At 66.0% G+C, this 23,732-nt stretch carries 23 protein-coding genes; 13 read left to right on the forward strand and 10 right to left on the reverse strand.

Annotated features, from left to right (window positions below):
- Positions 1 to 61: 61 nt before the first annotated feature.
- Positions 62 to 940 (forward strand): 3-hydroxyacyl-CoA dehydrogenase NAD-binding domain-containing protein, encoded by an 879-nt coding sequence (locus AAF604_20000; GenBank protein ID MEM7051961.1) that lies wholly within the window; start codon positions 62 to 64, stop codon positions 938 to 940.
- On the opposite strand, the gene AAF604_20005 is transcribed toward AAF604_20000, so the two are convergent.
- Positions 937 to 2,229 carry an aminotransferase class I/II-fold pyridoxal phosphate-dependent enzyme gene (locus tag AAF604_20005; protein MEM7051962.1) on the reverse strand — a complete coding sequence of 431 codons (1,293 nt, stop codon included), beginning with the start codon at positions 2,227 to 2,229 and terminating at the stop codon, positions 937 to 939. The genes AAF604_20000 and AAF604_20005 overlap by 4 nt on opposite strands.
- A 284-nt stretch (positions 2,230 to 2,513) precedes the next feature.
- On the opposite strand from AAF604_20005, the gene typA reads away from it, so the two are divergent.
- From typA to AAF604_20020, 3 genes are all read left to right on the forward strand, one after another.
- Positions 2,514 to 4,319: a translational GTPase TypA gene (gene typA, locus AAF604_20010; protein ID MEM7051963.1), complete on the forward strand. Its 1,806-nt coding sequence runs from the start codon at positions 2,514 to 2,516 to the stop codon at positions 4,317 to 4,319.
- 121 nt (positions 4,320 to 4,440) lie between these two features.
- The gene (gene map, locus AAF604_20015; GenBank protein ID MEM7051964.1) at positions 4,441 to 5,328 is read left to right on the forward strand and encodes a type I methionyl aminopeptidase; all 888 of its coding nucleotides are present in this window, start codon (positions 4,441 to 4,443) and stop codon (positions 5,326 to 5,328) included.
- Between the two features lie 105 nt (positions 5,329 to 5,433).
- The gene (locus AAF604_20020) at positions 5,434 to 6,471 is read left to right on the forward strand and encodes a LamG domain-containing protein (GenBank protein ID MEM7051965.1); all 1,038 of its coding nucleotides are present in this window, start codon (positions 5,434 to 5,436) and stop codon (positions 6,469 to 6,471) included.
- Between the two features lie 673 nt (positions 6,472 to 7,144).
- Here AAF604_20020 and AAF604_20025 read toward each other — a convergent pair.
- The 3 genes from AAF604_20025 to AAF604_20035 are packed head-to-tail and all read right to left on the reverse strand — an operon-like array spanning position 7,145 to position 11,011.
- Positions 7,145 to 7,807 carry a rhomboid family intramembrane serine protease gene (locus AAF604_20025; GenBank protein ID MEM7051966.1) on the reverse strand — a complete coding sequence of 221 codons (663 nt, stop codon included), beginning with the start codon at positions 7,805 to 7,807 and terminating at the stop codon, positions 7,145 to 7,147.
- A 10-nt stretch (positions 7,808 to 7,817) separates the two neighbouring features.
- Positions 7,818 to 8,471, reverse strand: a complete 654-nt coding sequence (locus tag AAF604_20030; GenBank protein MEM7051967.1) for a hypothetical protein — start codon at positions 8,469 to 8,471, stop codon at positions 7,818 to 7,820.
- Positions 8,468 to 11,011, reverse strand: a complete 2,544-nt coding sequence (locus AAF604_20035) for a VWA domain-containing protein (GenBank protein ID MEM7051968.1) — start codon at positions 11,009 to 11,011, stop codon at positions 8,468 to 8,470. The genes AAF604_20030 and AAF604_20035 overlap by 4 nt, the downstream gene beginning before the upstream one ends.
- A 236-nt stretch (positions 11,012 to 11,247) precedes the next feature.
- On the opposite strand from AAF604_20035, the gene AAF604_20040 reads away from it, so the two are divergent.
- Entirely contained in the window at positions 11,248 to 12,336 is a 1,089-nt protein-coding gene (locus AAF604_20040) for an HD domain-containing protein (GenBank protein ID MEM7051969.1), read from the forward strand.
- On the opposite strand, the gene AAF604_20045 is transcribed toward AAF604_20040, so the two are convergent.
- A complete protein-coding gene (locus tag AAF604_20045; GenBank protein ID MEM7051970.1) occupies positions 12,294 to 12,800 on the reverse strand; it encodes a hypothetical protein in 507 nt (168 codons plus the stop codon). The two genes, AAF604_20040 and AAF604_20045, sit on opposite strands and share 43 nt — an antisense overlap.
- Positions 12,801 to 13,066: 266 nt before the next feature.
- Between AAF604_20045 and AAF604_20050 the strand changes: the two genes are divergently transcribed.
- From AAF604_20050 to AAF604_20075, 6 genes are all read left to right on the forward strand, one after another.
- A complete protein-coding gene (locus tag AAF604_20050; GenBank protein MEM7051971.1) occupies positions 13,067 to 13,768 on the forward strand; it encodes a carboxypeptidase regulatory-like domain-containing protein in 702 nt (233 codons plus the stop codon).
- 119 nt (positions 13,769 to 13,887) lie between these two features.
- Positions 13,888 to 15,579 (forward strand): cbb3-type cytochrome c oxidase subunit I, encoded by a 1,692-nt coding sequence (locus AAF604_20055; protein ID MEM7051972.1) that lies wholly within the window; start codon positions 13,888 to 13,890, stop codon positions 15,577 to 15,579.
- 71 nt (positions 15,580 to 15,650) lie between these two features.
- A complete protein-coding gene (locus AAF604_20060) occupies positions 15,651 to 16,202 on the forward strand; it encodes a cytochrome c oxidase subunit 3 (protein ID MEM7051973.1) in 552 nt (183 codons plus the stop codon).
- A 22-nt stretch (positions 16,203 to 16,224) separates the two neighbouring features.
- On the forward strand, positions 16,225 to 16,422 hold the full coding sequence (locus AAF604_20065) for a hypothetical protein (protein MEM7051974.1): 198 nt from the start codon (positions 16,225 to 16,227) through the stop codon (positions 16,420 to 16,422).
- A complete protein-coding gene (locus tag AAF604_20070) occupies positions 16,419 to 16,670 on the forward strand; it encodes a hypothetical protein (GenBank protein ID MEM7051975.1) in 252 nt (83 codons plus the stop codon). Before AAF604_20065 ends, AAF604_20070 begins: the two co-directional genes overlap by 4 nt.
- 7 nt (positions 16,671 to 16,677) lie before the next feature.
- Entirely contained in the window at positions 16,678 to 17,490 is an 813-nt protein-coding gene (locus AAF604_20075; protein ID MEM7051976.1) for a hypothetical protein, read from the forward strand.
- Between the two features lie 59 nt (positions 17,491 to 17,549).
- Here the strand turns inward: AAF604_20075 and AAF604_20080 are convergent, their stop codons facing one another.
- Positions 17,550 to 18,152 (reverse strand): hypothetical protein, encoded by a 603-nt coding sequence (locus tag AAF604_20080; protein MEM7051977.1) that lies wholly within the window; start codon positions 18,150 to 18,152, stop codon positions 17,550 to 17,552.
- A 172-nt stretch (positions 18,153 to 18,324) separates the two neighbouring features.
- Here AAF604_20080 and AAF604_20085 point away from each other — a divergent pair, with 172 nt between their 5' ends.
- Together AAF604_20085 and AAF604_20090 are read left to right on the forward strand one after the other, a co-directional pair.
- Positions 18,325 to 18,912 carry a BON domain-containing protein gene (locus AAF604_20085; GenBank protein ID MEM7051978.1) on the forward strand — a complete coding sequence of 196 codons (588 nt, stop codon included), beginning with the start codon at positions 18,325 to 18,327 and terminating at the stop codon, positions 18,910 to 18,912.
- A 32-nt stretch (positions 18,913 to 18,944) separates the two neighbouring features.
- Positions 18,945 to 20,357, forward strand: coding sequence for a hypothetical protein (locus tag AAF604_20090; protein MEM7051979.1), 1,413 nt, complete (start codon positions 18,945 to 18,947; stop codon positions 20,355 to 20,357).
- A 139-nt stretch (positions 20,358 to 20,496) separates the two neighbouring features.
- On the opposite strand, the gene AAF604_20095 is transcribed toward AAF604_20090, so the two are convergent.
- The 4 genes from AAF604_20095 to AAF604_20110 form a co-directional block, all read right to left on the reverse strand.
- Positions 20,497 to 21,042 carry a hypothetical protein gene (locus AAF604_20095; GenBank protein MEM7051980.1) on the reverse strand — a complete coding sequence of 182 codons (546 nt, stop codon included), beginning with the start codon at positions 21,040 to 21,042 and terminating at the stop codon, positions 20,497 to 20,499.
- 217 nt (positions 21,043 to 21,259) lie between these two features.
- Positions 21,260 to 21,721, reverse strand: a complete 462-nt coding sequence (locus AAF604_20100; protein ID MEM7051981.1) for a hypothetical protein — start codon at positions 21,719 to 21,721, stop codon at positions 21,260 to 21,262.
- Positions 21,722 to 21,966: 245 nt separating this feature from the next.
- The gene (locus AAF604_20105) at positions 21,967 to 22,419 is read right to left on the reverse strand and encodes a hypothetical protein (protein MEM7051982.1); all 453 of its coding nucleotides are present in this window, start codon (positions 22,417 to 22,419) and stop codon (positions 21,967 to 21,969) included.
- Positions 22,416 to 23,732: RHS repeat-associated core domain-containing protein (locus tag AAF604_20110; protein MEM7051983.1), on the reverse strand; the 1,317-nt coding region annotated here is incomplete at its 5' end. The genes AAF604_20105 and AAF604_20110, both read right to left, overlap by 4 nt.

A 23,732-nucleotide genomic window follows, 5' to 3' on the forward strand; every position in this document is an offset into this window, starting at 1 on the left:
CACATCAGGACCTGCCAGCGGCACCGCCTCGAAGGCCGGTGCCGACGGAGATTTTCGACCGATGACAGACTCGATCCAGACCATCACGGTTCTCGGTGCCGGCACCATGGGCCTGGGCATCGCCCACGTTTCGGCTCTCGCCGGATACTCGACTCAGCTCTTCGATGTCGACGCGGAGGCCTTGGAGCGGGCCCGCCGACGCATCGAACGCAATCTCGACAAAGGCGTGCAGCTCGGCAAAGTCGCCGCCGATGACGCCAGCGCGGCTCGCCAGCGCCTGCACACGGGCAGCGATCTCGCGGCGGCCGTCGGCGATAGCGACCTGGTGATCGAGGCGGTGCCCGAGTCGATGTCCCTCAAGGTCGAGCTGTTCACCGAGTGCCACCGCCTGGCGCCACCGGCGGCCACCTTCGCCTCCAACACCTCCGGCCTGTCGATCACCGAGATGGCGACGGCCTCGGGCCGGCCGCAGCGCTTCGCCGGCATGCACTTCTTCAATCCCGTGCATCTGATGCGACTGATCGAGCTGGTGCGCGGCCTCGAGACCTCGGAGGCGACCCTCGACCTGCTGCAGGCGGTCTCGGAGCGTATGGGCAAGACCGTGGTGCGGGTCAACGAGGCACCGGGGTTCGTGACCTCGCGGATCAACGCCCTGATCGGCAACGAGGCCTTCCGCATGCTGCAGGAGGGAGTGGCCAGCGCCGAGGACATCGACACCGCCCTCAAGCTCGGCCTCAACCACCCGATGGGCCCTTTCGAGATGGTCGACCTGGTCGGCCTCGACGTGCGCTTCTCGATCCTTCAGCACCTCCACCGCACCCTCGGCGAGACCTACCGACCCAACATCCTGATCGAGCAGTACGTCAAGGCCGGACGCCTCGGCCGCAAGGTCGGCAAGGGCGTCTACGAGTACGACGAGGACGGTCGACGAAGGTCCTAAGAGCCCAAGAGGTCGGCGACGCCGGCCTCGAGCCGGCGCACCAGCTCGGGCAGGGCTTCGGCCGCCACCGAGCAGTGGGCCAGGCGCAGGAAGCGCGGCCGGATGGCGATCAGGCCGGTGTCGTGCTCGGCCAGCAGGTGGCGGCGCAGCGCCTCGGGATCGAGGCCAGCCGGCAGCTCGACGAGGGCGAAGCAACCGGAATTGAACGGCAGCGGACGCAGACGCGCCGGATCACAGGCCGCCAGGGCCTCGGCGAGCACCCGGTAGCGACCGGCGAGCAGCTCGCGCACCGCCGCCACCTCGGTCTCGACCGCCGGGGACCGGAGACTTTCCAGCACCGCCACCTGGCTCGCCGCCACCGGCGCGCCGACGGTCGCCCGCAGCAAGCACTTCACCTTGCTCTCGAGGGCCACCGTCGCCGGCGAATCGGGAGCGAAGGGAAAGGTCAAGAAGCCCACCCGCCCACCGAAGAAGGAGAGCTCTTTGGTGGCGCCGTCGATCTTGATCGGCACCAGGTTGCGGTGGCAGCCGATCAGGGACCAGAACAGGGAATCGGTCGGGACACCTTCCTCGTAGACCAAGCCGGCATAGGCGTCGTCGCACAACACCACCAAGGGCCGCTTCTCGGCCTCCTCGAGGAGCCCCGCCAGCAAAGCCGCCCGCTCGTCCGCGCGCGGCGAGTAGCCGCCCGGATTGGAGGGAAAGTTGACGATCGCCAGCGCCGGCTCGCCCGGCGCCAGATCGGCCAGGGCCCTGACCGGCGCCAGCGGATCGAAGCGCCCCTCGCGGTAGGCCGGGGCCGACACCAGCCGCGCCCCGGTGCGGGTTTCGAAGACCTGCCGATAGTTGCCCCAGAAGGGTTCCGCCACCGCCACCGCACGGCCTTCGCCGCCGAACAGGTCGGCGATCAGGGACAGACCGTGGGTCAACCCCAGGGTCATGATCGGCAGGCTCGAGGGCAGGCTGGAATCGATTTCGCGGCGCTGGCGTTGCTGCCAGGCCTGGCGCAGCTCCGCCAGGCCGTCGATCGGCGAGTAGAGCAGGGCGCGGTCGCGGCCGGCCGCGGACATGCCGTCGAAGGCCGCCGCCAGCGACGGCAGCGGCACCGCCCGACCGGCACCGTCGGTGATCTGGCCGATGGTGCCGTTGTAGGCCTTGCCGCGGGCTTGCGCCGCCTGAAAGGGAATGCCCTTGGGATACACCGTTCGACGGCCGAGAGGCGACAGGGCCGCCGCCAGTGCCGGCGACTCGTCGGCCAGCGCTCGATTGATCTCCTGGGCTGCGTTCATCGCACTCTCCTTCGGGAGTCGCTCCCGTCCGCCGGGCAGCATATGAACGGTCGCCCTCCGAAGGCAATAGGGCCGACCAGCCAAATTGCCTTGCGCCGCGGGCCGGCGGCGTGCTATCAATCGCTCGCGACAGGCGTGCGGCGGCCGCCGGCCTGGTCCAGTCTCCCGACAAAGCCAACCGAAGACGCAGGATGACGCAGTCCTGTCGAGGTTTTGCCCGCGCCGCCTCGCCTCGCCCGCCCGCAGACACCACAGGCCGTCAATGACCCCATGGAATCCGAGCGATGACCCTCGCAACTCGAGACGACATTCGCAATCTGGCGATCATCGCCCACGTCGACCACGGTAAGACCACACTGGTCGACGCCATGCTCTGGCAGAGCGGCACCTTTCGCGACCATCAGGAGGTGGCTGAGCGGGTCATGGACTCGATCGACCTCGAGCGCGAGCGGGGCATCACCATCATGGCCAAGAACACGGCGGTGCTCTACCGCGGCACTCACATCAACATCGTCGACACGCCGGGCCACGCCGACTTCGGGGGTGAGGTGGAGCGCATTCTGAAGATGGTCGACGGCGTCATGCTGCTGGTGGATGCCAGCGAAGGACCGCTGCCGCAGACCCGCTTCGTGCTGCGCAAGGCCCTCGACGCCGGCCTGCCGCCGATCGTGGTGATCAACAAGATCGACCGCTCCGACGCCCGGCCGCAAGCGGTTCTCGACGAGATCTACGACCTCTTCATCGAGCTCGACGCCGACGAAGAGCAGCTACAGTTCCCGGTCCTCTACGCCATCGCTCGGGACGGCGTCGTGCGCCACGAGCCGGAAGGCGAGAACCACAACCTCGAGCCGCTCTTCGACGAGATCGTGCGCACCGTGCCGCCGCCGCGCTTCGACCCGGAGCTGCCGCTGCAGATGCTGATCACCACCCTCGACTACGACGACTACGTCGGTCGTCTCGCCGTCGGCCGGGTGGTCAGCGGTACCGTCGAGAAGGGCCAGGAGGTGCTGCTCTGTCGCCGCGACGGCGAGCAGGTGCCGGGCAAGATCGCCATGCTCTACGGTTACCAGGGCCTGGCCCGGGTCGAAGCGAAGACGGCCCGCGCCGGCGCCATCGTCGCCATCACCGGTCTCGACGAGGTCAATATCGGCGAGACCATCGCCGACTCCGAGAATCCGCTACCGCTGCCGCCGATCCAGATCGACGAGCCGACCTTGGCGATGATCTTCACCATCAACTCCTCGCCCTTGGCGGGGCGCGACGGCACCCACCTGACCTCGCGCAAGCTGCGCGAACGGCTCGAGCGCGAGGCCCTCGGCAACCCGGCGATCCGGGTCGATCCGACGGACTCGCCGGAGTCCTTCCAGGTCTCCGGCCGCGGTGAGCTGCAGCTCGCCATCCTGATCGAGATGATGCGGCGCGAAGGCTACGAGCTCTCGGTCGGCAAACCGCGGGTCATCATCCGCACCATCGAAGGCCGCCAGCACGAACCCATGGAGCAGCTCGTCATCGACTGTCCCGAAGAGTTCATCGGCGCCGTGACCCAGCTCGCCGGCGCGCGCAAAGGGCGCATGCTGCAGATGGTCAATCACGGCTCCGGGCGGGTACGGCTGGAGTTTCGCATTCCGTCTCGCGGCCTGATCGGCTTCCGCTCCGACTTCCTCACCGAAACCCGCGGCACCGGCATCCTGAATCACCTGTTCGATGGCTGGGACGTCTGGCAGGGGGACTTCGCCCATCGCTCGAGTGGCTCGCTGGTTTCCGACCGGGCCGGCAAAACGACCGCCTACGCGATCGAAAACCTGCAGCCCCGGGGCACCCTCTTCGTCAAGCCCGGCGAGGACGTCTACATGGGCATGATTGTCGGCGAGCACAACCGTTCCAACGACCTCGACGTCAACATCACGCGGGAAAAAAAGCTCACCAACATGCGCTCCTCGACGTCCGATGAGCTGGTGCGCCTCGCCATTCCGCGGACCCTGCAGCTCGAAGACGCCCTCGAGTTCGTCAAAGAGGACGAGCTGGTCGAGGTGACCCCGGAAGCGATCCGCATGCGCAAGCGCGAGCTGGTCCCGCACAAGCGCAAATAAGACCCCGCCGAGGGCTCGGCATGGGCTCCTCGAGCCCCGAGTTCCGGTGCGAAATCGCCTGATTTTTCAGGCCTGAGGTAAGCTCCCCGGGTCGATGAACCGGTTTTCGAGAGCCCAGACCATGAACGAGCCCAACTTCGCCAAGCCGCCGGCCCGGCTGCCCGGCCGGAACGATCCCTGCTGGTGCGGTAGTGGACTGAAGTACAAGAAGTGCCACCTGCGGGAGGACCGCTCGGCGAGCCTCCCCAAAGCACCGCGGCGGGGCGGCATCCGGATCAAGACGGCCGAGGAGATCGCGGGCATTCGGCGCGCCTCACGGCTGACCAAGAAGATTCTCGACGAGGTTGGCGAACGGGTCGTCCCGGGGGTGACAACCGGCGAGATCGACCGCTGGATTCACCAGGTCACCCAGGACCACAAAGCGATTCCGGCACCCCTCGGCTACAAGGGCTTCCCGAAGAGTTCGTGCATCTCGATCAACGAAGTGGTGTGCCACGGCATCCCCGGCAGCCGCGAGTTGGTCGAGGGCGACATCGTCAACATCGACGTGACCTCGATCGTCGAGGGCTTCTACGGCGACTCGAGCCGCATGTACGCCGTCGGCGAGATCAGCGACGACGCCCGTCGCCTGGTCGACACCGCCAAGGAGTGCCTCGACCGCGGCATCGCGCAGATCCGGCCGGGAGCCCACATCGGCGATATCGGGGCGGCCATCCAAGAGCTCGCCGAGGGGCGCGGCTACTCGGTGGTGCAAGCCTTCGGCGGACACGGCACCGGCCTGTCTTTCCACGAGGACCCCTTCGTGCCCCACTACGGTCGCCGCGGCCAGGGCGTAGAGCTCGCCGCCGGCATGGTCTTCACGGTCGAGCCGATGATCAACGCCGGCACCTGGAAGGTGAAGGTGCTCGACGACGGCTGGACCGCCGTCACCCTCGATGGCTCGCTGTCGGCCCAATGGGAACATACACTTGTGGTTACTGATTCAGGCGTAGACTTACTCACCGGGTAACGAAACCGCGCCGCAACCGACAGTGGTTGCGATGGTCTTCGACCGAGATCCTCCCACCGATCTCGCCACGAGGTCGATGACAGCCAACTATCGAGGAGAAGCAACATGCGAAAGTTCCTCTGGACGATCGGAATCCTGCTCATCGCCAGCCTCGCGGTTCCCGTGGCCCAGGCTCAGCCCTACGGCGGCTGGATCATCGTCGACCAGGACTCGCCGGGATGGATCGAGGTTCCCCACAGCAACGCCCTGAATCCGGGCAACGCCATGACCCTGGAGGCCTGGGTCTTCATCGGGAACACCGGCAATTGCGTCAGCATTGCGGGCAAGGGCTGGACGACGAGCTACTGGCTCGGCGTCTGCAACGGCACCCTGCGAAGCTACGTCCGCGGCTCGGCCAGTGCTCGCACGGCCGGCGCCGTCCCGACGACCCAGTGGACTCACATCGCCGTCACCTACGGCGGCGGCTTCCGGCGCCACTACATCAACGGTGAGATCGCCGGCGAGTGGGCCGAAGGCGGCGCCGTTCCGCCCAGCAACGACCCCTTCATGGTGGCCCGTGACGCGGACTGGTTCATTACACCTACCGGCACTTTGGACGAAGTTCGCCTATGGAACCGGGCCCTCACCACCGCCGAGATCCGCGCCAACATCAACCAGGAGAAGACCTCCCCGGAGCCCGGCCTGGTGGCGGTCTACGGCATGAACGGCGCCGACGACAGCCTCGGCAACTTCGACGGCACCCTCAACGGCGACACCTTCTTCCTGACCTTCCCGGTAGCACTGTCCTGCAACCCCACCACCGTCAACCAGCTCTGTCTGCAGGACCGCTTCTCGGTCACCGGTAGCTGGCGCAAGCCCGATGACGAGACCGGGCCGGCCCGGGTGGTCACCGGCCTGACCACCCCGGAGTCGGGCATCTTGTGGTTCTTCGCTCCCACCAACTGGGAGGTGATGGTCAAGGTACTCGACGCCTGCCCGCTGGTGCCGAGTCGCTACTGGGTGTTCACGGCAGGAGTCACCAACGTCTTCTACCGCCTCGAGGTCTTCGACATTCGCGCCGGCGTCAACAAGATCTACTTCAACTACCCGGGGCCACCGGCCCCGGCGGTCACCGACACCAACGCCTTCGCCACCTGCCCCTAACGACGGCGAACAGCCTTCACCATTCAAGGAGCCCCTTCACGGGGCTCCTTTTTCTTCGCTTCCTCGATGTCATCGGCCGGTCCGGCCGATCCTGGAAGGCGCGCGGCCGGCATTGGCGAAGAAGGGCTGGGTTCGGCGGGTCTCTGCGCTCCGCTATCCGCCCGCGAGGAAGGTCAGCGGCCTCCGAATCGGCCCGTTCCGGACGGAGGCACAACTCGCCTGCGGCTCAAACAGATGCCTCCGTTCCTCCTCCACGGGCCGAGCCTGGGACTCCCAAGGACCTTGCCCGCGGGCTCACGCTCCGCTCCGAGACCCACCAAACCCAGCCCTCGGACCGTTGAAGCCCCTGCCACCACCAGCGATCGACCCTGCCAACCCACAACGGAGCCGGACGAGCCCGGTGAACGAGCACGGAGCGCAGCCTGTCCGAGCAGAAGAGAGCTCCGAAGCAAAGAACTCTCGAAGGACCCTGTGTGAGCTTCGAAGCAGATCCCGGCCGGGCGAGTTCTGCGATCCGAGCGCAGTCACCGGGAACGAGCGGCGGCCCAAACGTGCGATCCGAACGCAGTCACCGGGAACGACCGGCGGCCCAAAAGTGCGATCCGAACGCAGTCATCGGGAACACCGAGCGGCCCTCGGAACCATCAGAGGGGGATGAGCTGAGAAGGCCCGACTAAGACCAGGTCGAAGAAGAAGACGAAGGGTGCGTCCAGACCTCCTGCGGATCAGGAGGCGGCGGGGGTGGCTGCCGCAGCCGGCGGCGCGCCTGCAGGAACCAACCGAGTGCAAAACCCGCGAACAGGCCGCCGAGGTGGGCCGCATTGTCGATCACCGGCACCGTCAAACCGAGAAAGACATTGATCGCGGCCCAAAAACTGAGCGAGCGCAGAATCGACTTCGCCTCCGGCCGCAAGCGATCCCGCCGCCGCACCAGAAACGCGATCAGCGCCCCGAGCAAGCCGAAAATCGCCCCCGACGCCCCGACACTCGGCCGCGGAATCTCCGCCCCGAAGAGATTCCAGGCGACACTGGCGATCGACCCCGCCACGCCGGTCACCACGTAGACCACCAACAGGCGTCCCTTGCCCATCCACAGCTCCACCAGGGTACCGAGCTGATAGAGCGCCCAGCCGTTCACCGCCAGGTGGAAAAGCCCACCGTGCAGGAACATGCTGCTGACCAGCCGCCAGAGCTGGCCTTCCGCGACCAGCGGGCCGAAATTCGCCCCCAGATCGCGCAGCAGCCCACCCTGGCCGAGGAAGGCGAAAATCAGCTCCAAGGCAAACACCGCCACGATGGACATCACCAGAAGGGTGGTCAGAGGAGCTCGCAACATGGCAGGGATCTCAGCCGTCGTGGGCGGTCAAATAGGCGTCGATCTGGCGCCGGTCGGCGGCGGTGAGAAAACCGTCCTGCAGGTGAAAGGTCTCGCCCACTGCGGGCAAGGGCAGGTCGGCACGGGTGAGGGAGCGCTCCACCACCCGACAGTCGACCGGAAAGATCGGCAAAGCGGCCATGCCGCGACAGAGGGACAGCAACCCTTGGGCGGCATTGCTCTCGAAGCGCACCTCGGCGGTCGCCGGGATCTCCACCGGCGTCACGTCGTAGCCGCCCTCGCCGCGCTCCAGCCGCACCCGGGCGGCGATCTCCAGGGTCTGCTCGGGAATCCGCACCTCGTCCTCGAAGGGCGTCGCGGTGCCGGCCGCATCGAGCTCCGCCACCAGCCAGCCGTGACCGCGAAAGGTCACCGTCAGGCCGACCCGATGGGTGCCGTCGCCCACCGGCTCGAGGCGCAGCACGTTGTCGTCGAGATGGAGCTCGTTGCGCGGCGAGGTCAAGCGCAGTTTCAGGGAGCCTTGAACCGGCGGCTCGACGGTCACCCCCGGCTGGCTGTAGACCCCCTTGACGCCCTCCAGGGTCATGCTGACGGACTCGGCCGTCAGGCCCCCGGCGAAGGCCGCGCTCGCCACCGCCAGCGCTGCCAGCGTCGCCCGCCTCAAGGAGAGTAGCCCCGCATGGTTCGGGCCTTCAGGCCCCGCCGCTTCATTTTCAGCTCCACTTCGCGAAACTCCCCTTCTTCCACCGTCGTGTTATCCGACGCGTACGCTACCAGGTAGCGACTGCGCAGCTCTTCCTCGATCTCACCGTAGACCTCGTCGAGCTCTTCGGCATTGCGCACGAAGAACGACCGGCCGCCGGTTTCCTCCGCCAGCTTGCCGAGCTTCTGGCGGATGTTGACGTTGAGGGCACCGACCTGCAAACCGATGGTGTAGATCGCGACCCCACTGCGACGAGCGTACTCGGCCGCCGGCGGGAACGCGATCGAGCTCGCGGTGTCGTCGCCGTCGGAGAGAAGAACCAGAGCCTTCTGGCCACGAATTCCCCGAAAGTAGTAAAGGCTGCTGACGATGGCGTCGTGCAGGGCGGTGGCACCGAAGGCGGTGAGCTCGTCGAGGCCGAGGGTACAGGCCGCGGCGTCGTCCGTCGGCGGCATCAGCAGCGCCGGGCGATCCGAGAAGCCGACCACGAAACAGCGATCACCAGGCTTCAGGACACGATCGATGAACTCCTTGCCGGCCTGCTGTGCCTGGCCGATGGAGGGCACCATCGAGCCCGAGGTGTCGATCACCACGCCCACCGACAGCGGTAGGTTGGCCACCTGCTCGAACTTGCTGATCTCCTGCCGGCGACCGTCTTCGAAAACCTCGAAGTCGTCTTGCTGTAGGCCGCTCACCGGCCGCCCCGAGCGGTCGAGGACGGCGGCGTAGAGCTCGACCAGATTGACCTCCACCTCTTCGACGAAGTCCGGGGCATTGACGAACCGCACCGCCTCGGCCGAGCGACCGTCGTCGAGGGTCGCCGTCGCCGAGATGTAGGTCAGCGTTCCTTCCGACGGCGGCGGCACGAAGACCTGGGCGATCCAGGGTGGGCTGCTGAGGGTGGCGATCAACTCATCGCCAAGGCGAATCTCCACCGACTCCACCCGCCGCGCTTCGGGCACCACCACCTCGGCCCGCACCTCCACCGGACCGGATCCCACGAAACCGCGCTTGGGGCTCACCAGCCGGACCGCGAAGGCACCGCGAATCTGATTGACCAGCACCTCGTCGAAGGCCACCAATTCGCCCTCGGCGTCGTAGCCCTCGGCGCGCACCACCTGCTCTTTGGGCACCTCCGACAGGCGAATCTCGACTCCGAAGGGCGGCCGGCTGCGGGTCAGTTGAGCCTCCCCGTCGACGAAGAAGGTGACCTTGCGAATGCGCTCACCGGTGACCAGCGCCTCGGTGCGCCACAGCCCCACCATCACCTCCTGCTCCGGAGGCGTCAGCAGCAGGCTGTCCTTGCCCCCCAGCACCTTGCCGGCGGGCAGCAGTTGGATAGCGCCATCGAGCTCCGGCTCGTCGACCTTCTCGGGCGCCTTGGGCACCCGGAATCCGGCCGACAGATCGGCTTCCCGCAAGCTCACCTCGTCCTGGATTCGCAGTCTCAGCAGATAAGTGCGATCGGCTCGCAGAGCGCGCTCGAGCACCAGGATGACCGGCACGTCGGCGCTCGGCTCGGTCTGCCGGAAGCGAAAGCGGAAGGTGTCGAAGGGCTCGCCATCGCGTTCGATCACGCCCTGCACCACCAGGCGAAGCTCCGGCACCTCGCCGTCCGTCGCCACTTCGATGCCGGAGGACACCGGCAGGGTCACCCGCGCCCGGGCCAGCAGGCGCTGGCCGGCACGCTTCGGGAAGGACATCGTCAAGCCCTCCGTCCCGAGGCGGTCCGGCAGCTCCGGCAGCACCGTCGCGGCGGCCGCCGCCGACCAACCGGCGAGGTCCGTCGGCGGCTCGAGGAAGCGGGTGAACTCGGCGGCCAGGGGACGATCCTCCTGATAGTCGAGGAGCGCCTTGATGCCGGTGATGCGATCGATGCGCTTGCCGGGCTTGCAGGCTCTGAGGTCGAGGCGCAGGCGGTTGACGTTGGCCCCGTAGTCGTAGAGCTCCTGGAGGAAGTTTTCCATATCCGGCTGGTAGAGGGCGCGCTTCGAATCGAGCGGCAACCACATCTTGTAGGCCGCGTCGGGCTTCGGTTGGTAGACGATCACGCTCCCGGGGAGGGCGCCAGGCCAACCGGGACGGCCTTCCCAGGTCCAGATCTCGATCGGCCGAAAGGCGACCCCGCACTCCACCACCTCGCGCTGCAGCGGCGGACCGTTGAGGAACAGCAGCTCGGAGCGGATGTCACGGGGCGACAGAAACTCCGCGCGCACCAACTGACGACGTCGCTCGATGCCCTCGGCGAGCTCGTTCAAGGAGGTCGACGGATCGGGATCGCGGGACAGGAAGGTCAGCATTTCCTGCTCGCGCGCCTCGGGATCCATCGTCACCAGCCGCTCGCGCTTCTCGGCGCCGAGCAGCAGAGCGGGCCCGCCGAGGAAGAACTCGCGCTGGGAGTCGCTCCACAGCTCGGCCTCGGAAGCGGTCGTCGGAGCTGAACCGGCGAAAAGGGAAACCGCGATCAACAACAGGGGCAACAGAATCTTCGGTCGCTTCATGGAGCACCTCACCGGGAGAAAACCGAATGCAGGGTCGAACCCGACGGCGGAGGGAGAGGGCCCTCGCCGAACTCCTGTCCACCGAGCTCGGGCTGCCCTCGGTGGATAGGTACGGCGCCACCGCCGGGCTGGGTTGTCGAGGTTAACAGGCTCGCCGGAGCCACCGAATGGAGGAGCGACGAGGAGACGGTTCCGGGCGAGCGTCCCCTGCAGTACACTCCCCGCCGGGAGGTGACATGGCGCAATTTCGACGCAACGAGGCGATCCGCGACTGGGAGTCCGGAGACGGGGTTCAGGGCTTTGCCCTGGTGACCAAGAAGGAGGTTCGCCAGGACCGCAACAACCGCACCTTCGTCGACCTCGAGATCGCTGATGAAACGGGCACCATGGCGGGCAAGATCTGGAGCGACAGCCCGGCCCTCGAAGGCGACTTCGATGCCCATGATTTCGTCGCCTTCCGCGGCCTGGTCAAGCTCTACCGCGACCAGCTCCAGCTCACCATCGACGAGTGCCGGCGGGCCACCGAGGAGGATCGCCGCTACGGCTTCGACGAGAGCAAGCTGGTGCCTTCGACGCACGAAGACATCGACCAGCTCTATCAAACCTTGGAGACCCTCCTCGGCAGTCTCGAAAGGCCGATCCTGGCGCGCTTGGCGAGCGAGACCCTCGCGGTCTACGGTGAGCGACTGCGAGTCCACCCGGCAGCCAAGGTCATGCACCACGCCTACCGCGGAGGCCTGCTCGAGCACGTCGTGTCGATGGCCGAGCTGGCCGACCAGGTGAGCGCCCACTACGGCGACCTCGATCGCGACCTGCTGCTCCTCGGAGTGTTGTTCCACGATCTCGGCAAGCTCGACGAGCTCGGCGCCATGCCGGCCAACGACTACACCCTGGAAGGGCGCCTGATCGGTCACGTCGTCATCGGCCGCGACATGGTGCGCGAGCGCTGCGCCGCCATCGCCGACTTCCCGGCCGACCTGCAGATCCAGCTCGAGCACCTGGTGCTGGCTCACCAGGGCCGCAAGGAGTACTCGTCGCCGGTCGAGCCAACCACGCCGGAAGCTCTGGTCCTGCACTTCATCGACGACCTCGACTCGAAGCTCAATCAGTTCATTCGCCACCGCGCCGAGGGCACCGGCATGGTGTGGCATCGCGGCCTGGGACGTCACGTCTACCTTCCGGAGGTCGACGCCAAGGGGACCGCCGAAGGGGAGCCGCCGAAGACCGCCGAAGAAGCCCCCGTGGAGCCGCCGCAGGAATCCACCGAGGCCGCGCCGACCCCTCAGCCGGCGAGCCTGTTCGACGAGCCCGCGGGCGACGACTGAAGACTTTCGAGGACCGCCGCGAGGCGCTCCCCGCCGTGGCCCGGCGCAACCTCGAAACGCCACCGGGAGGACCCTCCCGCCGACACCTCGAAGCGCCACCCACCGCTCTCCGCCACCTGGCCGGTCACCCGCTCGCCCGACCGCCAGGTGACCGATCGCCGACCGCCGGCGTCCCACGCGAGCAGCCGCCGATCGGTCACCAGCACCGCGCTGGTGCCGCTCAGCTCGCGGCTGCGATCGTAAAAGGCTCGCACCGTTTCACCCTTCTCGAGGAGCCCCTCGACCTCCACCAGCTCGAAAACATAGGCCGGCACCTCGGCACCGATTCGCACCCCCGGTGAAGGCACCTCGAGGAGCCAGACCAACCACAGCGAGGCTCCCAGAGCCAACAACAACGCGCCGCCGATGCAGCCGAGAACGAACGGACGGCGGCGCGGCGTTTCGGTGGGCGAGAAGCGGCTCATTCGGTTGGTCTCCTCGAGATCTGGCGCTGCCTTGCGGGCACCCCCTCGGCAGCCGGCGCGGGCGTGGCGGGCGGGCGCCTGAAAAGCTCCTCGGAAGGAGCTCCGGCGGGGGCGAGATTCGGTCCCGCAAAGCTCTGATCCCGTCCCTTATACTAAGCTTCGGTCCGCCAGAAAAACGAGCTTTCTCAGACCACTTCGAGGAAGACCCAGCCGACCCGTCCCAAGACCGCAACGGCGCCTTCTCGCCGCACCCGCAAGGAGAATCCATGGGCCGTCGATTCAGCCTCGTTCTCACGATTTTCGCCCTTCTCTCGGTGTCCCTGTCCGCCGACGGCGGCTCGGTGAGCGGCAAGATCGTCTTCGATGACAAGATTCCCCGGCTGCGCCCACTGCGCATCGAGTCCGATCCTGCCTGCGCCGCGAAACACGACGGGCGGGTCTATCCGGACTTCTTGATCCTGGGGGAGGACAATGCCCTCGCCAACGTCCTGATCCAGGTCCGAAATCCTCCGCCGGGCAACTACCAAGCCCCGGAAGAAGCGATCGTCATCGATCAGGTGGGCTGCGTCTACACACCCAGGGTGGTCGCCGTGATGACCGGTCAAGAGCTCCTCTTCCGCAACTCCGACGGCATTCTCCACAACGTCCACGGGCTTCCCAAGGCGAACCGCGAGTTCAACATCGGCATGCCGCCCACGGTGGCCGAGTCCTCCCAGAGGCTGGTCGAGCCGGAGCCGGCCTTCCCGGTGCGCTGCGACGTTCATCCCTGGATGGAGGCCTACGTCGCCGTGCTCAGCCACCCCTTCTTCTCGATCTCCGGAGAAGACGGACGTTACGAGATCGATGATCTGCCACCCGGCACCTACGAGCTCGCCGCCTGGCACGAGAAGCTCGGCATCCACACCACCACGGTGACCGTCGAGGAAGGCGAAGCGACCGCGGACTTCACTTTGCGCGTGCCGAAATAGGCCATCCCTGCGACGATCCGGGCCGCTCGCAGAGAGACGCGTCGGCCTCTGGAGAAAGGCTGATCATCGACACTCCATCCGGGACCTGGCGGCGAGCCCTCTTCTCCATCGACCACAAGATGGTCGCCATCCGCTACGTCCTGGCGGCCTCGGCTTTCCTGCTGCTGGGCTTCGGCCTGATGCTGATCATGCGCTGGCAGCTCGCCAATCCCGGCGCACCGCTGCCCTGGCTCGCTGCCCTGTTCGGCGAATCCAAGATGCCCGGCGGCATCGTGCTGCCCGAGTTCTACAACCAGCTCGGGGCCATGCACGGCACCATCATGGTTTTCCTCGGCGTCGTGCCGCTGGCCGTCGGCGGCTTCGGCAACTACCTGGTTCCGCTCCAGATCGGCGCTCCAAACGTCGCCTTTCCGCGCCTCAACGGCGTCGCCTTCTACCTCTATCTGCTCGCCGGCTCGGTGATGGTGGGCTCCTTCTTCCTGCCTGGCGGAGCCCCCCAATCGGGCTGGACCTCCTACCCGCCCCTCGCCAACATCGCCCCCCTCGGCCAGACCTTCTGGCTCGTCGGCATCGTGCTCCTCGCCGTCTCCTCGCTGCTCGGCGCCATCAACCTGATCACCACCGTGGTCCAGCTCCGCGCACCGGGCATGACCATGATGCGCCTGCCCTTCTTCGTCTGGGCGCAGCTGGTCACCGCCTTCCTCCTGCTGCTGGCCTTTCCCCCCCTCGAGGCGGCCGGCCTGATGCAGCTCATGGACCGGCTGGCGGACACCAGCTTCTTCATGCCCAGCGGCCTAGTGGTGAGCGGCGAAGTCCTCGACCTCAGCGGCGGCGGCAGCCCGATCCTGTGGCAGCACCTGTTCTGGTTCCTCGCCCATCCGGAGGTCTACGTCCTCATCCTGCCGGCCCTGGGAATCGTCGGCGAGATCATCGCCACCAACACGCGCCGTCCCCTGTGGGGCTACCGATCGCTGGTCTACTCGGTGATCTTCCTCGGCTTCATGTCTTTTCTGGTCTGGGCCCACCACATGTTCCTCACCGGCATGGGAACGGTCCTCAACACCTTCTTTCAAACCACCACGATGATCATCTCGATCCCCTCCGTGATCATCCTGACGGCCCTCCTCTTTTCCCTCTGGGGCGGCTCCATCCGCTTCACCACGCCGATGCTCTTCGCCATCGCCTTCCTGCCGATGTTCGGCCTCGGCGGCCTCACCGGCCTGCCCCTCGGCCTCGCCGCCTCGAACATCCACCTGCACGACACCTACTACGTCATTGCCCACTTCCACTACGTGGTGGCACCGGGCACTCTCTTCGCCCTCTTCGCCGGCATCTATCACTGGTACCCGAAGGTCACCGGCCGCCCGATGAGCCGGCACCTCGGCCTGATCCACTTCTGGGGCAGCCTGGTGTGCATGAACGGTGTCTTCTTGCCGATGTTCCTGCAGGGTCTGGCCGGCATGCAGCGGCGCCTCTACGACGGCGGCCAGATCTACGCCCACACCGAGAACGTCGTCGCCCTGCACGGCCTGATCGGCCTCTCGGCCGCCGGCCTCGGCCTCTTCCAGCTACCCTTCCTGATCAACCTCCTGATCAGCCTCAAGGGCCGCCCTTCGACCGCCCGCAATCCCTGGCGCGCCACCACCCTCGAATGGCAAACCGCCTCGCCCCCGCCGCCCGGCAACTTCACCGCCATTCCGCAGATCCACCGGCAGCCCTACGAGTACAGCCTGCCGGGAAGGGCCTCCGATTTCACGCCCCAATCCCAGCCGCCGGCAGCCGCCTCGCCGGGACTGGCCGACTCCCCCTGAGACGCGGCCGCGAGGAGGCGACGATCCAGCACCCCATTCCCTACACCGTCGAGATCCGTCCCGATACCGGACTGCACAACGTCCAGCTCGGGATCTGGCTGTTCCTGGCCTCGGAGGTGATGCTCTTCGGCGCCCTCTTCGCGGCCTACCTCCTGCTGCGAGTCGGTGCCGCCGATCCCTGGCCCCCTGGGGCGACCATTCTCGACCTGCCGCTGGGTCTGCTCGCCACTTTCGTCTTGATCCTCTCGAACGTCACCATGGTCGCCGGCTGGAGCGCCCTACTGCGCCAGCGCTTGGCCCTCTACCGACCGGCCCTCGGGCTCACCGTGGCCCTCGCCGCCACCTTTCTGGCGCTCCAAGGGGCAGCCTATTCGGACGCATTCGGCCGCGGCCTCTATCCATCGACCAGCACCTTCTTCGCCCTCTACTTCACCCTCACCGGCCTCACCGCCGTCCACGTCCTGGGCGGCGCGCTGATGATTCTCTACCTCTGGGCCTCGGGCCCGGGATTCTGGAAGCGGGCGCCGCAGCAACTCCTCCATCGCGTCGAAGCCAGCGGCCTCTTCTGGCACTTCGTCGGGCTGGTCTGGATCTTCCTGTTCCCGCTCCTCTACCTCATCTAGAGCTCCTGGCGAGACCGTCACCATGTCCCTCAAGGCCCTCCACGTCGTCCTGCTCTGCCTCAGCATCCTTCTCATGTTGGGGACCGGTGGTTGGCTGGTCGTGACCCGCGACGAGCCCCTCGCTCTCGCTTTCGCCGCCGCCTGCTTCGCCTTCGCCCTCGGCTTGCTGGCCTACGGTCGCTGGTTTCTAATCCGCCACCGGGAGATCAGCTACCTGTGACCTCGCATCGCCGACGCTTCGTCGCTTTCTGCCTCGCCGTCTTCGGCGCCCTGCTGCTGAGCCACGACCTCTCCGCCTGTCCGGTCTGCTTCGGCGAAGCCGAGGACCCGACCCTCGACGCGGCCCGCTGGTCGGTGATCTTCCTCGGCAGTCTGCTCTACACCGTGCTCGCCAGCGGTTGCCTGTTGTTCTTCCTGCTGCGGCGCCGCGCCCGGCGGCTGCAGGGCCGCGCCGAGATCGCCGGCTGAACGCGAGATGGGAGACCTACTCAGACTGCCGGAGGTGGCCTCGGCCCACGGCGCCGACCTCGACCGGGTGACCTACCTGATCCACGGTCTGATGGCCCTGCTCTTCGTCGGCTGGGGCGTCTTCCTGATCTACGTGCTGGTGCGCTTCCGTAGCAGCCGGCAGCCGAAGGCCAATCCCCGGGGACTGCAGACCCGCGCCGGCTATTGGCTCGAAGGCCTCGTCGCCACCAGCGAAGCCCTGCTGCTGGTCGGCCTCGCCATTCCCCTCTGGTCGGCCCGGGTCGACGACTTTCCGCCCCTCGCCTCGGCGACCCAGGTCCGGGTCATCGCCGAGCAATTCGCCTGGAACGTTCACTACCCGGGTCCCGACGGCATTTTCGGGCGCACCGCCATCGACCTGCTCGACGCCGCCTCGAACCCGATCGGCCTCGACCCCGAGGATCCCCACGGCAAGGACGACTTCACCACCTTCAACCGCCTCTCGCTGCCCGTCGACCGGCCGGCGATCATCAGCCTGACGAGCAAGGACGTGATCCACAGCTTCATGCTCAACGAGATGCGGATCAAGCAAGACACCATCCCCGGCATCGTCACGCCGGTTTGGTTCACCCCCACCATGACCACCGCCGAGCTCCGCGCCAAGCACGGCAGGGACGACCTCAATTTCGAGATCGCCTGCGCTCAGCTCTGCGGCCTCGGCCACTACCGCATGCGGGGCTACCTCGACATCCTGCCGCAGGCCGAGTTCGACACCTGGATGGACGAGCAGCTCGCCCGTAAGAGAGAAGAGGAAGCGAGCGGGGATTCGTTCTGGAACTGAGTCGCTCCCGCGACGCATCTCAAAGGACCAGGCGCGCCACGACCCGCGCCACCGCCGGCTCACATGGTGTGCTCGCTGCCGAGCTGCAGCTCCTGCAACTGGCCACGATCGAGTTGGAAGACCTCCAGGGATTCATCGCCGAGATCGAGGAAGGGCACCAGATCGTCACTTCCAGTCCTGCTCGGAGCCGCCGTGAACTGAGAGAAGATCTGCCGCCTGGCGAGCTCGCGGGCTTTGCTCTCGGCGAGAATCCACTGCCCGGCCCCGTTCAGGATCTCCTGGTCTTCGGGAGAGCTCTCGGCGGCCTGACGGTAGATCTCGAGCAGCTCTCGGGAGTCGGTTCCCGGTCGGTTTTGCACATCGATCAACACCGCCTGGCGAGCCTGGAGAGTAACTCCCGCCTTGCGCCCCTCGTCGAGAAACTCGACCACCCCCTCGACGGTGGGCTCGGCCACCACCTGGTTGAGGGCTTCGATGAAGGGCGTAAAGTCCTTCAGGAATGCCGGCCCGTAGGTGCCGATCCCGAGCAGGGCGACCCCGAAGATCCACTTGACCACCGTGCCCCCGAGGGGCAGCTTCTTGAAAGATCCGATAATCGCCGTCACCACGGTCACGGCGCCGAGCACCACCAAGATCCACGGTCCAATCGCCTGTAGAAGCATCTCCTGGCCCCTCCTCTCATCCTGGTAGACGGACCCACGGCCGCGATTCGATCGCAGTCCTCTTTCTCTCGCTGAACCGGCGAATCGAAGCCCTGACCGCTACCTCAGGGCGCACCGACACCTCGACCCGCCCCTCGGGATAGACTGCCGGCGAACTGACGAGGAGACCCCGATGAAGCGATCCTTGTTGTCTCTCGCCGCCATCGCCTTGCTGGCGACGGCATGCGTTGGCAGGACTCCCACCCCTGAAACTTCGACCTCCGGCACAACGACCGACAGTACCAACCTCGAGGACGCCCGACTGACGACAGCGGTCCGCCTCGCCCTGCTCGAGAAGCTGGGATCCGATGGCATGACCATCGAGCCGGAAGTGCGCGGTGACCGCGCCTTCCTCACCGGCACCGTGCAGCAGCGCTCGAGCCAAGAGCTCGCCGAGGAGGTCGCCGCGTCGGTGCGCGGCGTACGGCGGGTCAAAAACCGGATCAAGGTCGCCAAGGGCGACTCCACCGCCCTCGGTGCCGCCGTCTCGGACGCCGAGCGCGAGGTTCGCGATGCCCTCCTGGAAACCCGCATCAAAGGTCGTCTGCTCTCCGAGGTCGGCCGCTTCGGGCTCGAAATCGAAGTCGAGTGTGTCGACGGCGTCGCCAGCCTGCGGGGCTGGCTGCCGGACCCCGAGCGCAAACGCTTCGCCCTCTCGGCAGCCGAGTCCACCCCCGGTGTCAACAAGGTCATCGACCTGCTGCGAGTAGGGTTGGAATAGCGGTGCTAGAGGGTCGGGGAGCGCCCCGCGGGGTGATTCGATGGGCGCTCCTCGCGACCCTCCTGGCTGGCCTGGCGTGTCGCCCCCAGGCGCCGGCGACGCCAGACCTCTCGGCGATCTACAACCGCGCCGCCCAGCATCACGACGCCTACCGCAACCCGGTCATCGTCATCCCCGGCATCCTGGGCTCGCGGCTGATCGATCCCGGTTCGGGACGGACCGTCTGGGGCGCCTTTCGCGGCGGTGCCGCCAATCCCCAAAGAGACGACGACCTCGCCCTCATCGCCCTACCCCTCGGCGAGGATCGCCCATTCGTCGATCTGCGCGACGAGGTCGAGCCGGCCGGAGTCCTCGACCGCCTCGAGGTTCGCCTCGCGGGCCTGCCGTTCCAGCTTCAGGCCTACGTCCAGATCTTGAAGACCCTCGGCGCCGGCGGCTACCGGGACGAAGCCGTCGACTACGGCGACATCGACTACGGCGAAGACCACTTCACCTGCTTTCAGTTCGACTACGACTGGCGCCGCGACAACGTCGAGAACGCGCACCGACTGGCGCGCTTCATCGCCGAAAAGAAGGCCTTCGTCGCCGAGCAGTCACAGCGACGTTTCGGCGAGGTCGATCCGGATCTCAAGTTCGATGTCATCGCCCACTCGATGGGTGGGCTGATCCTGCGCTACTACCTGCGCTACGGCGATCAGCCGCTGCCCGCGGACGGCTCCCTGCCGGCGCTCGACTGGGCGGGAAGCCGCCATGTCGAACGAGCCATCCTGGTCGGAACCCCCAACGCCGGCTCGCCGACGGCCGCCGTCCAGCTCATCGAGGGGCGCAAGTTCGGGCCCCTGACGCCGCGCTACGATGCCGCCCTGCTGGGCACCTTCCCCTCGATTTACCAGCTCCTACCCCGACCCCGCCACGGCGCCATCCGGGACGCTACAGGAAAGTCCCTCGACACCTACGATGCCGAGCTCTGGCGCGAGATGGGCTGGGGACTGGTCGCCCCCCAGGCGGAGCGTATCCGCGAGCTGTTGTTGCCCGACGTCGCCGATCCCGCCGAGCGCCTGCGCCTCGCCGCCGACCACCAGCGCAAGAGCCTGCGGCGCGCCCGCGCTTTTCATCGTGCCCTCGATCGCGCCGCCGAGCCGCCATCCGGTACCCAGCTCTATCTCTTCGCCGGCGACTCCGTGCCCACCGCCGCCGTCGCCCAGCTCAGGCCCGAGACCGGCCGTTTGACCACCATCGAACAGGCCCCCGGCGACGGCACCGTCCTGCGCAGCAGCGCCCTCCTCGACGAGCGTGTCGGCAACCCTTGGCGCCCCAACGTCGCCACCCCCATCGCCTGGCGAGGCGTCCACTTCCTGTTCAGCGATCACCTTGGCGTGACCCGCGACCCGAGCTTCAAGGACAACGTCCTCTACCTGCTGCTCGAGGACCCACGGCGGCAATGAACCACCACATCGTTGAGCTCGACCAAGTCGACCTCCACACTGACGTGCTCCTTGTAATTCGGTCCGCCAAGCCGTGGATGAATCAGGCCCGTGCCACGCTTCGACCTCCTGATCGGCCTCTTTACCACATCAATTGCCTTTAGTTCTCTGAGACATCCAGCGAGACAGAGCGAACTAAATGCCATCCCTGGCCACTTCTCTTCATGGCGAGCCACCACCAGGCACCGCCCAATTCTCCGGAAGACACTTTGGCGAATATTCCCAACTCCTCTTCCGCAGCGTTTGAAAATGGATTTCGCAATATACCGGACAGCTCTAGTCTCAATTTGTCACCAGCGCTACTCTTGGCCTCTCGCTGCAGCCACTCCCATTCGCACAACTCGGGAAGCGCACCATTAGGAATATCTTTGGATGAAAAATTCTCCGCAAGATTCTCATCGCGAGCCAGATCTTCTTCACCTTCTTCAAGCCCCGGAGGCGTCCCGGAATATATGTATCGAAGTGCGAGAGTAGAGAAGACAGGGCGAGTCTCGACGTTCACGAGAATCACTTCCGGCGCAAGATCACCCATACCAGAGAATTCTTGGCAAAGATGCCGCAGGGCGACAGCCTCTGGCCCCAGGTCTTCCGTCATAGGCGTGACGCAAGCAGAGCAGACAATCCAAACCAGCGTCAGTCTTTTCATCTAGTCGATATCTCCTGGCACAAAAATTGGCCCTTTCGAAATTTGACCCAGGATAGCTCACGATGAGTTAACCGGCCTTCGACTCTCGCCCACACTCAAGAACCTGCGACCTGTCCAGTCGGCCCAAACGACACAGCGATTCTCAAGCCACCGCAGGCCCTCACCAATGTCGTGGTACTCCAAGACACCGTCACCGTCTTCGTCGTAACGAATTCCCTCAATCCCCTTCAGTGGATTCAAAATTCGAGACCTCCACATCCAGGACTCCGTTGCAGCGCGAAGATAGCCTCATCGAATCGAACCGGTCATCGAGATGGATGTTTCCGAACTCTTCTCCGAAGGGAAAGAAGACGGAAAGTCCCGGGATCTGCCCATTGGCATTGACGGAGAGTCGCGGCGTTCCGAGATGATCGAGGAGCTGGAGGCGGATCCCTTCCTGCGGCCGCCACGAGGCCAGTAGGCTGCCCTCCCGGTAGACATAGTCCTCGTGATGGGTCCAAGTTCCGGAGGAGCCTCCGACATTGGTCCACGTACGGAGAACCTGGCTGTCGAGGTCGCGAACGGTCCAAGTCTCCTCGATCGACTGGATGGCGTTTCGGAAGGTGCAGATGCGCTCGTCGTCGGCCGTGTAGAGATAGAGGTCGTCCCGAGTCCCATCGTTGCGGCGGGCGCGCTTCATCTTGGAGAGGGAATCCCACTCGTAGGCGAAGCCCAGGGAACCAGCCCCCAAGGTGAGCTGGTTGCCGCCGCGTCGTAGCCGGCACTTCGCGGTCGACCAGCAGGGTTGACTGCGAAGTGCCTCCCCGCTTCGCTTAGAGCTTAATGGGAGCACGTTTGGTGCTCTCAATTACGCTCGAGCGCCGAACGGACAGCGCGCCCTGCCTCCTCGGGGATGGCGTCTCGGTCTCTCAACCTGCCAAGGTCTCAACCGTTCACGAATTCTCTGGCCGCCGCGACGATACCTTCCTCGAAGTCATGGCGAGCTTCGGGGCGATCCTCCCATTCGCTGGCCGCATAGACGAATGAATCGAGCTCCGGAAATTCTTCGTCTGATGCACGATGAGTGAGGTCCCAGATTTGCTTCGCCCCGAGGTAGACCCCTGTCGTGCCAGAGAGGATTCCTTTCGCCGTCTCTCGCGCCAAGTGCATCACCGCATCCCGCTTGCCAGGCACAGCGACGCGGAGTTCCGAGAGCGCTCGTTTAAACATCCCTCTCGCTTCCTCGATCTCGGTTGCGTTCAGCCCAGCCAGGATTCGGAGCGAAGGCGAGTCGCAGCCGCTTACAAGCGCCTGCACTCCGACTCGAATAAGTTCATCCGATTGAAGCAGCCCTAGCACGGCTCTTGAGGCAGCTACCTTCAACCCATTGGTGTTCATTTGAACTTGAATCCTTCCCGAGCACCAGTCTTGAGGTTTTCCCAATAGTGAACGACTGTCCTGGTTCCGTCCGGGTTCTCATGCACATGCTGCATCTTGGCCCAGGCGTCCTCCGGGTACTCCGGATCGTTTATCTTCCCCTGCATAATTCGTTTCCCGGCCCCACCCTGGGCCTCATCGAGAGCCAGCGTTTCAGGGAGGTCTCGCGGCGTGGTCCGCGCGGTCCTCCTTGGGACTTCTTGGGCAGCCTCGGCCGCCCTAGTCGCCTGTTTGGCCTTCCTGATCTCCTTGGCGGCTCGATAGGCCCTGAGAGTCTTGGCGGCAATACCCGCGATGACGGCATCCTCAGGTCCGGGCATGAGCAGCGAGACTCCGAGCATAGCTCCTCCGGCCCTTGCTTTGGCGTTGTCGAAGTACTGCTCGGAGGAGATCTCTCCATTCAAGAGCGCCTGGTTGTCCCTCTCCATGGCTAGGACCGCGGCGGTCTCTCGACCATCGGGATCGACAAACTTGACCGGATTGCCTCGCCCATAGGCATAGCGATTCCAGCTCTGGGGCGCCCCCGGCTTGCCGGATTCCCGTGCCGGATCGACGCTCAGAAACCGTCCATTGAGCGGATTGCAGTACCGGGCATGCATGTAGTCAAGGTCATCCCCCTGACCGGCGGTGCCGTGCAGGTCCCTTTCATGCCCGGTGAACTTCATCCGCTCGGTGGACCCGTTGGGCACGGACTCTTCCCCAAACGGAAAGTAGGTATGAAGCCCCGCGCTGCGGCCATCGGCCTTGGTGATGAGCCTCGGGGTGCCGAGATGGTCGAGGTGGAAGAAACGTAGCCCCTCGGCCGGTCTCCAGGAAGCCAGCAGCTGACCATCCCGGTGGACGTGGTCTTCCCGGTGGTTCCAGGTTCCGGCGGAGCCGCCGACGGTGCCCCAGGTGCGCAGTACCTGGCCGCCGAGGTCCCTGAGAGTCCAGGTCTCTTCGATCGGGCTTTCGGCCCAGTGGAGGGTGTTGATGCGCTCGTCGTCGGCGGTGTAGAGGTAGTAGTCCTCGATGGCGCCGTTGCCGCTCTGCTTCGACCTCAGCTTGGACAAAGCGTCCCAGGTGTAGGTGTAGCCGGTGGTGCCGGAGCCGAAGTGGAGCTGGTTGCCGGCGGCATCGTAGCCGGTGGCGCTCAGGCGGTTGGTGGAGCGGACGATGCCGTAACCGCGGGTCGTCGAAACGCCGGAGCGCACGGTGGTGACGGCGGAGATGTTGCCGAAGGCGTCGTAGGTGTAGCTTTGAGAGTTGCCTCCGCCCATCGTGCCCTTCACCAC

Source organism: Acidobacteriota bacterium, from assembly GCA_039028635.1.
In the GTDB taxonomy this organism is placed as follows: Bacteria; Acidobacteriota; Thermoanaerobaculia; order Multivoradales; family JBCCEF01; genus JBCCEF01.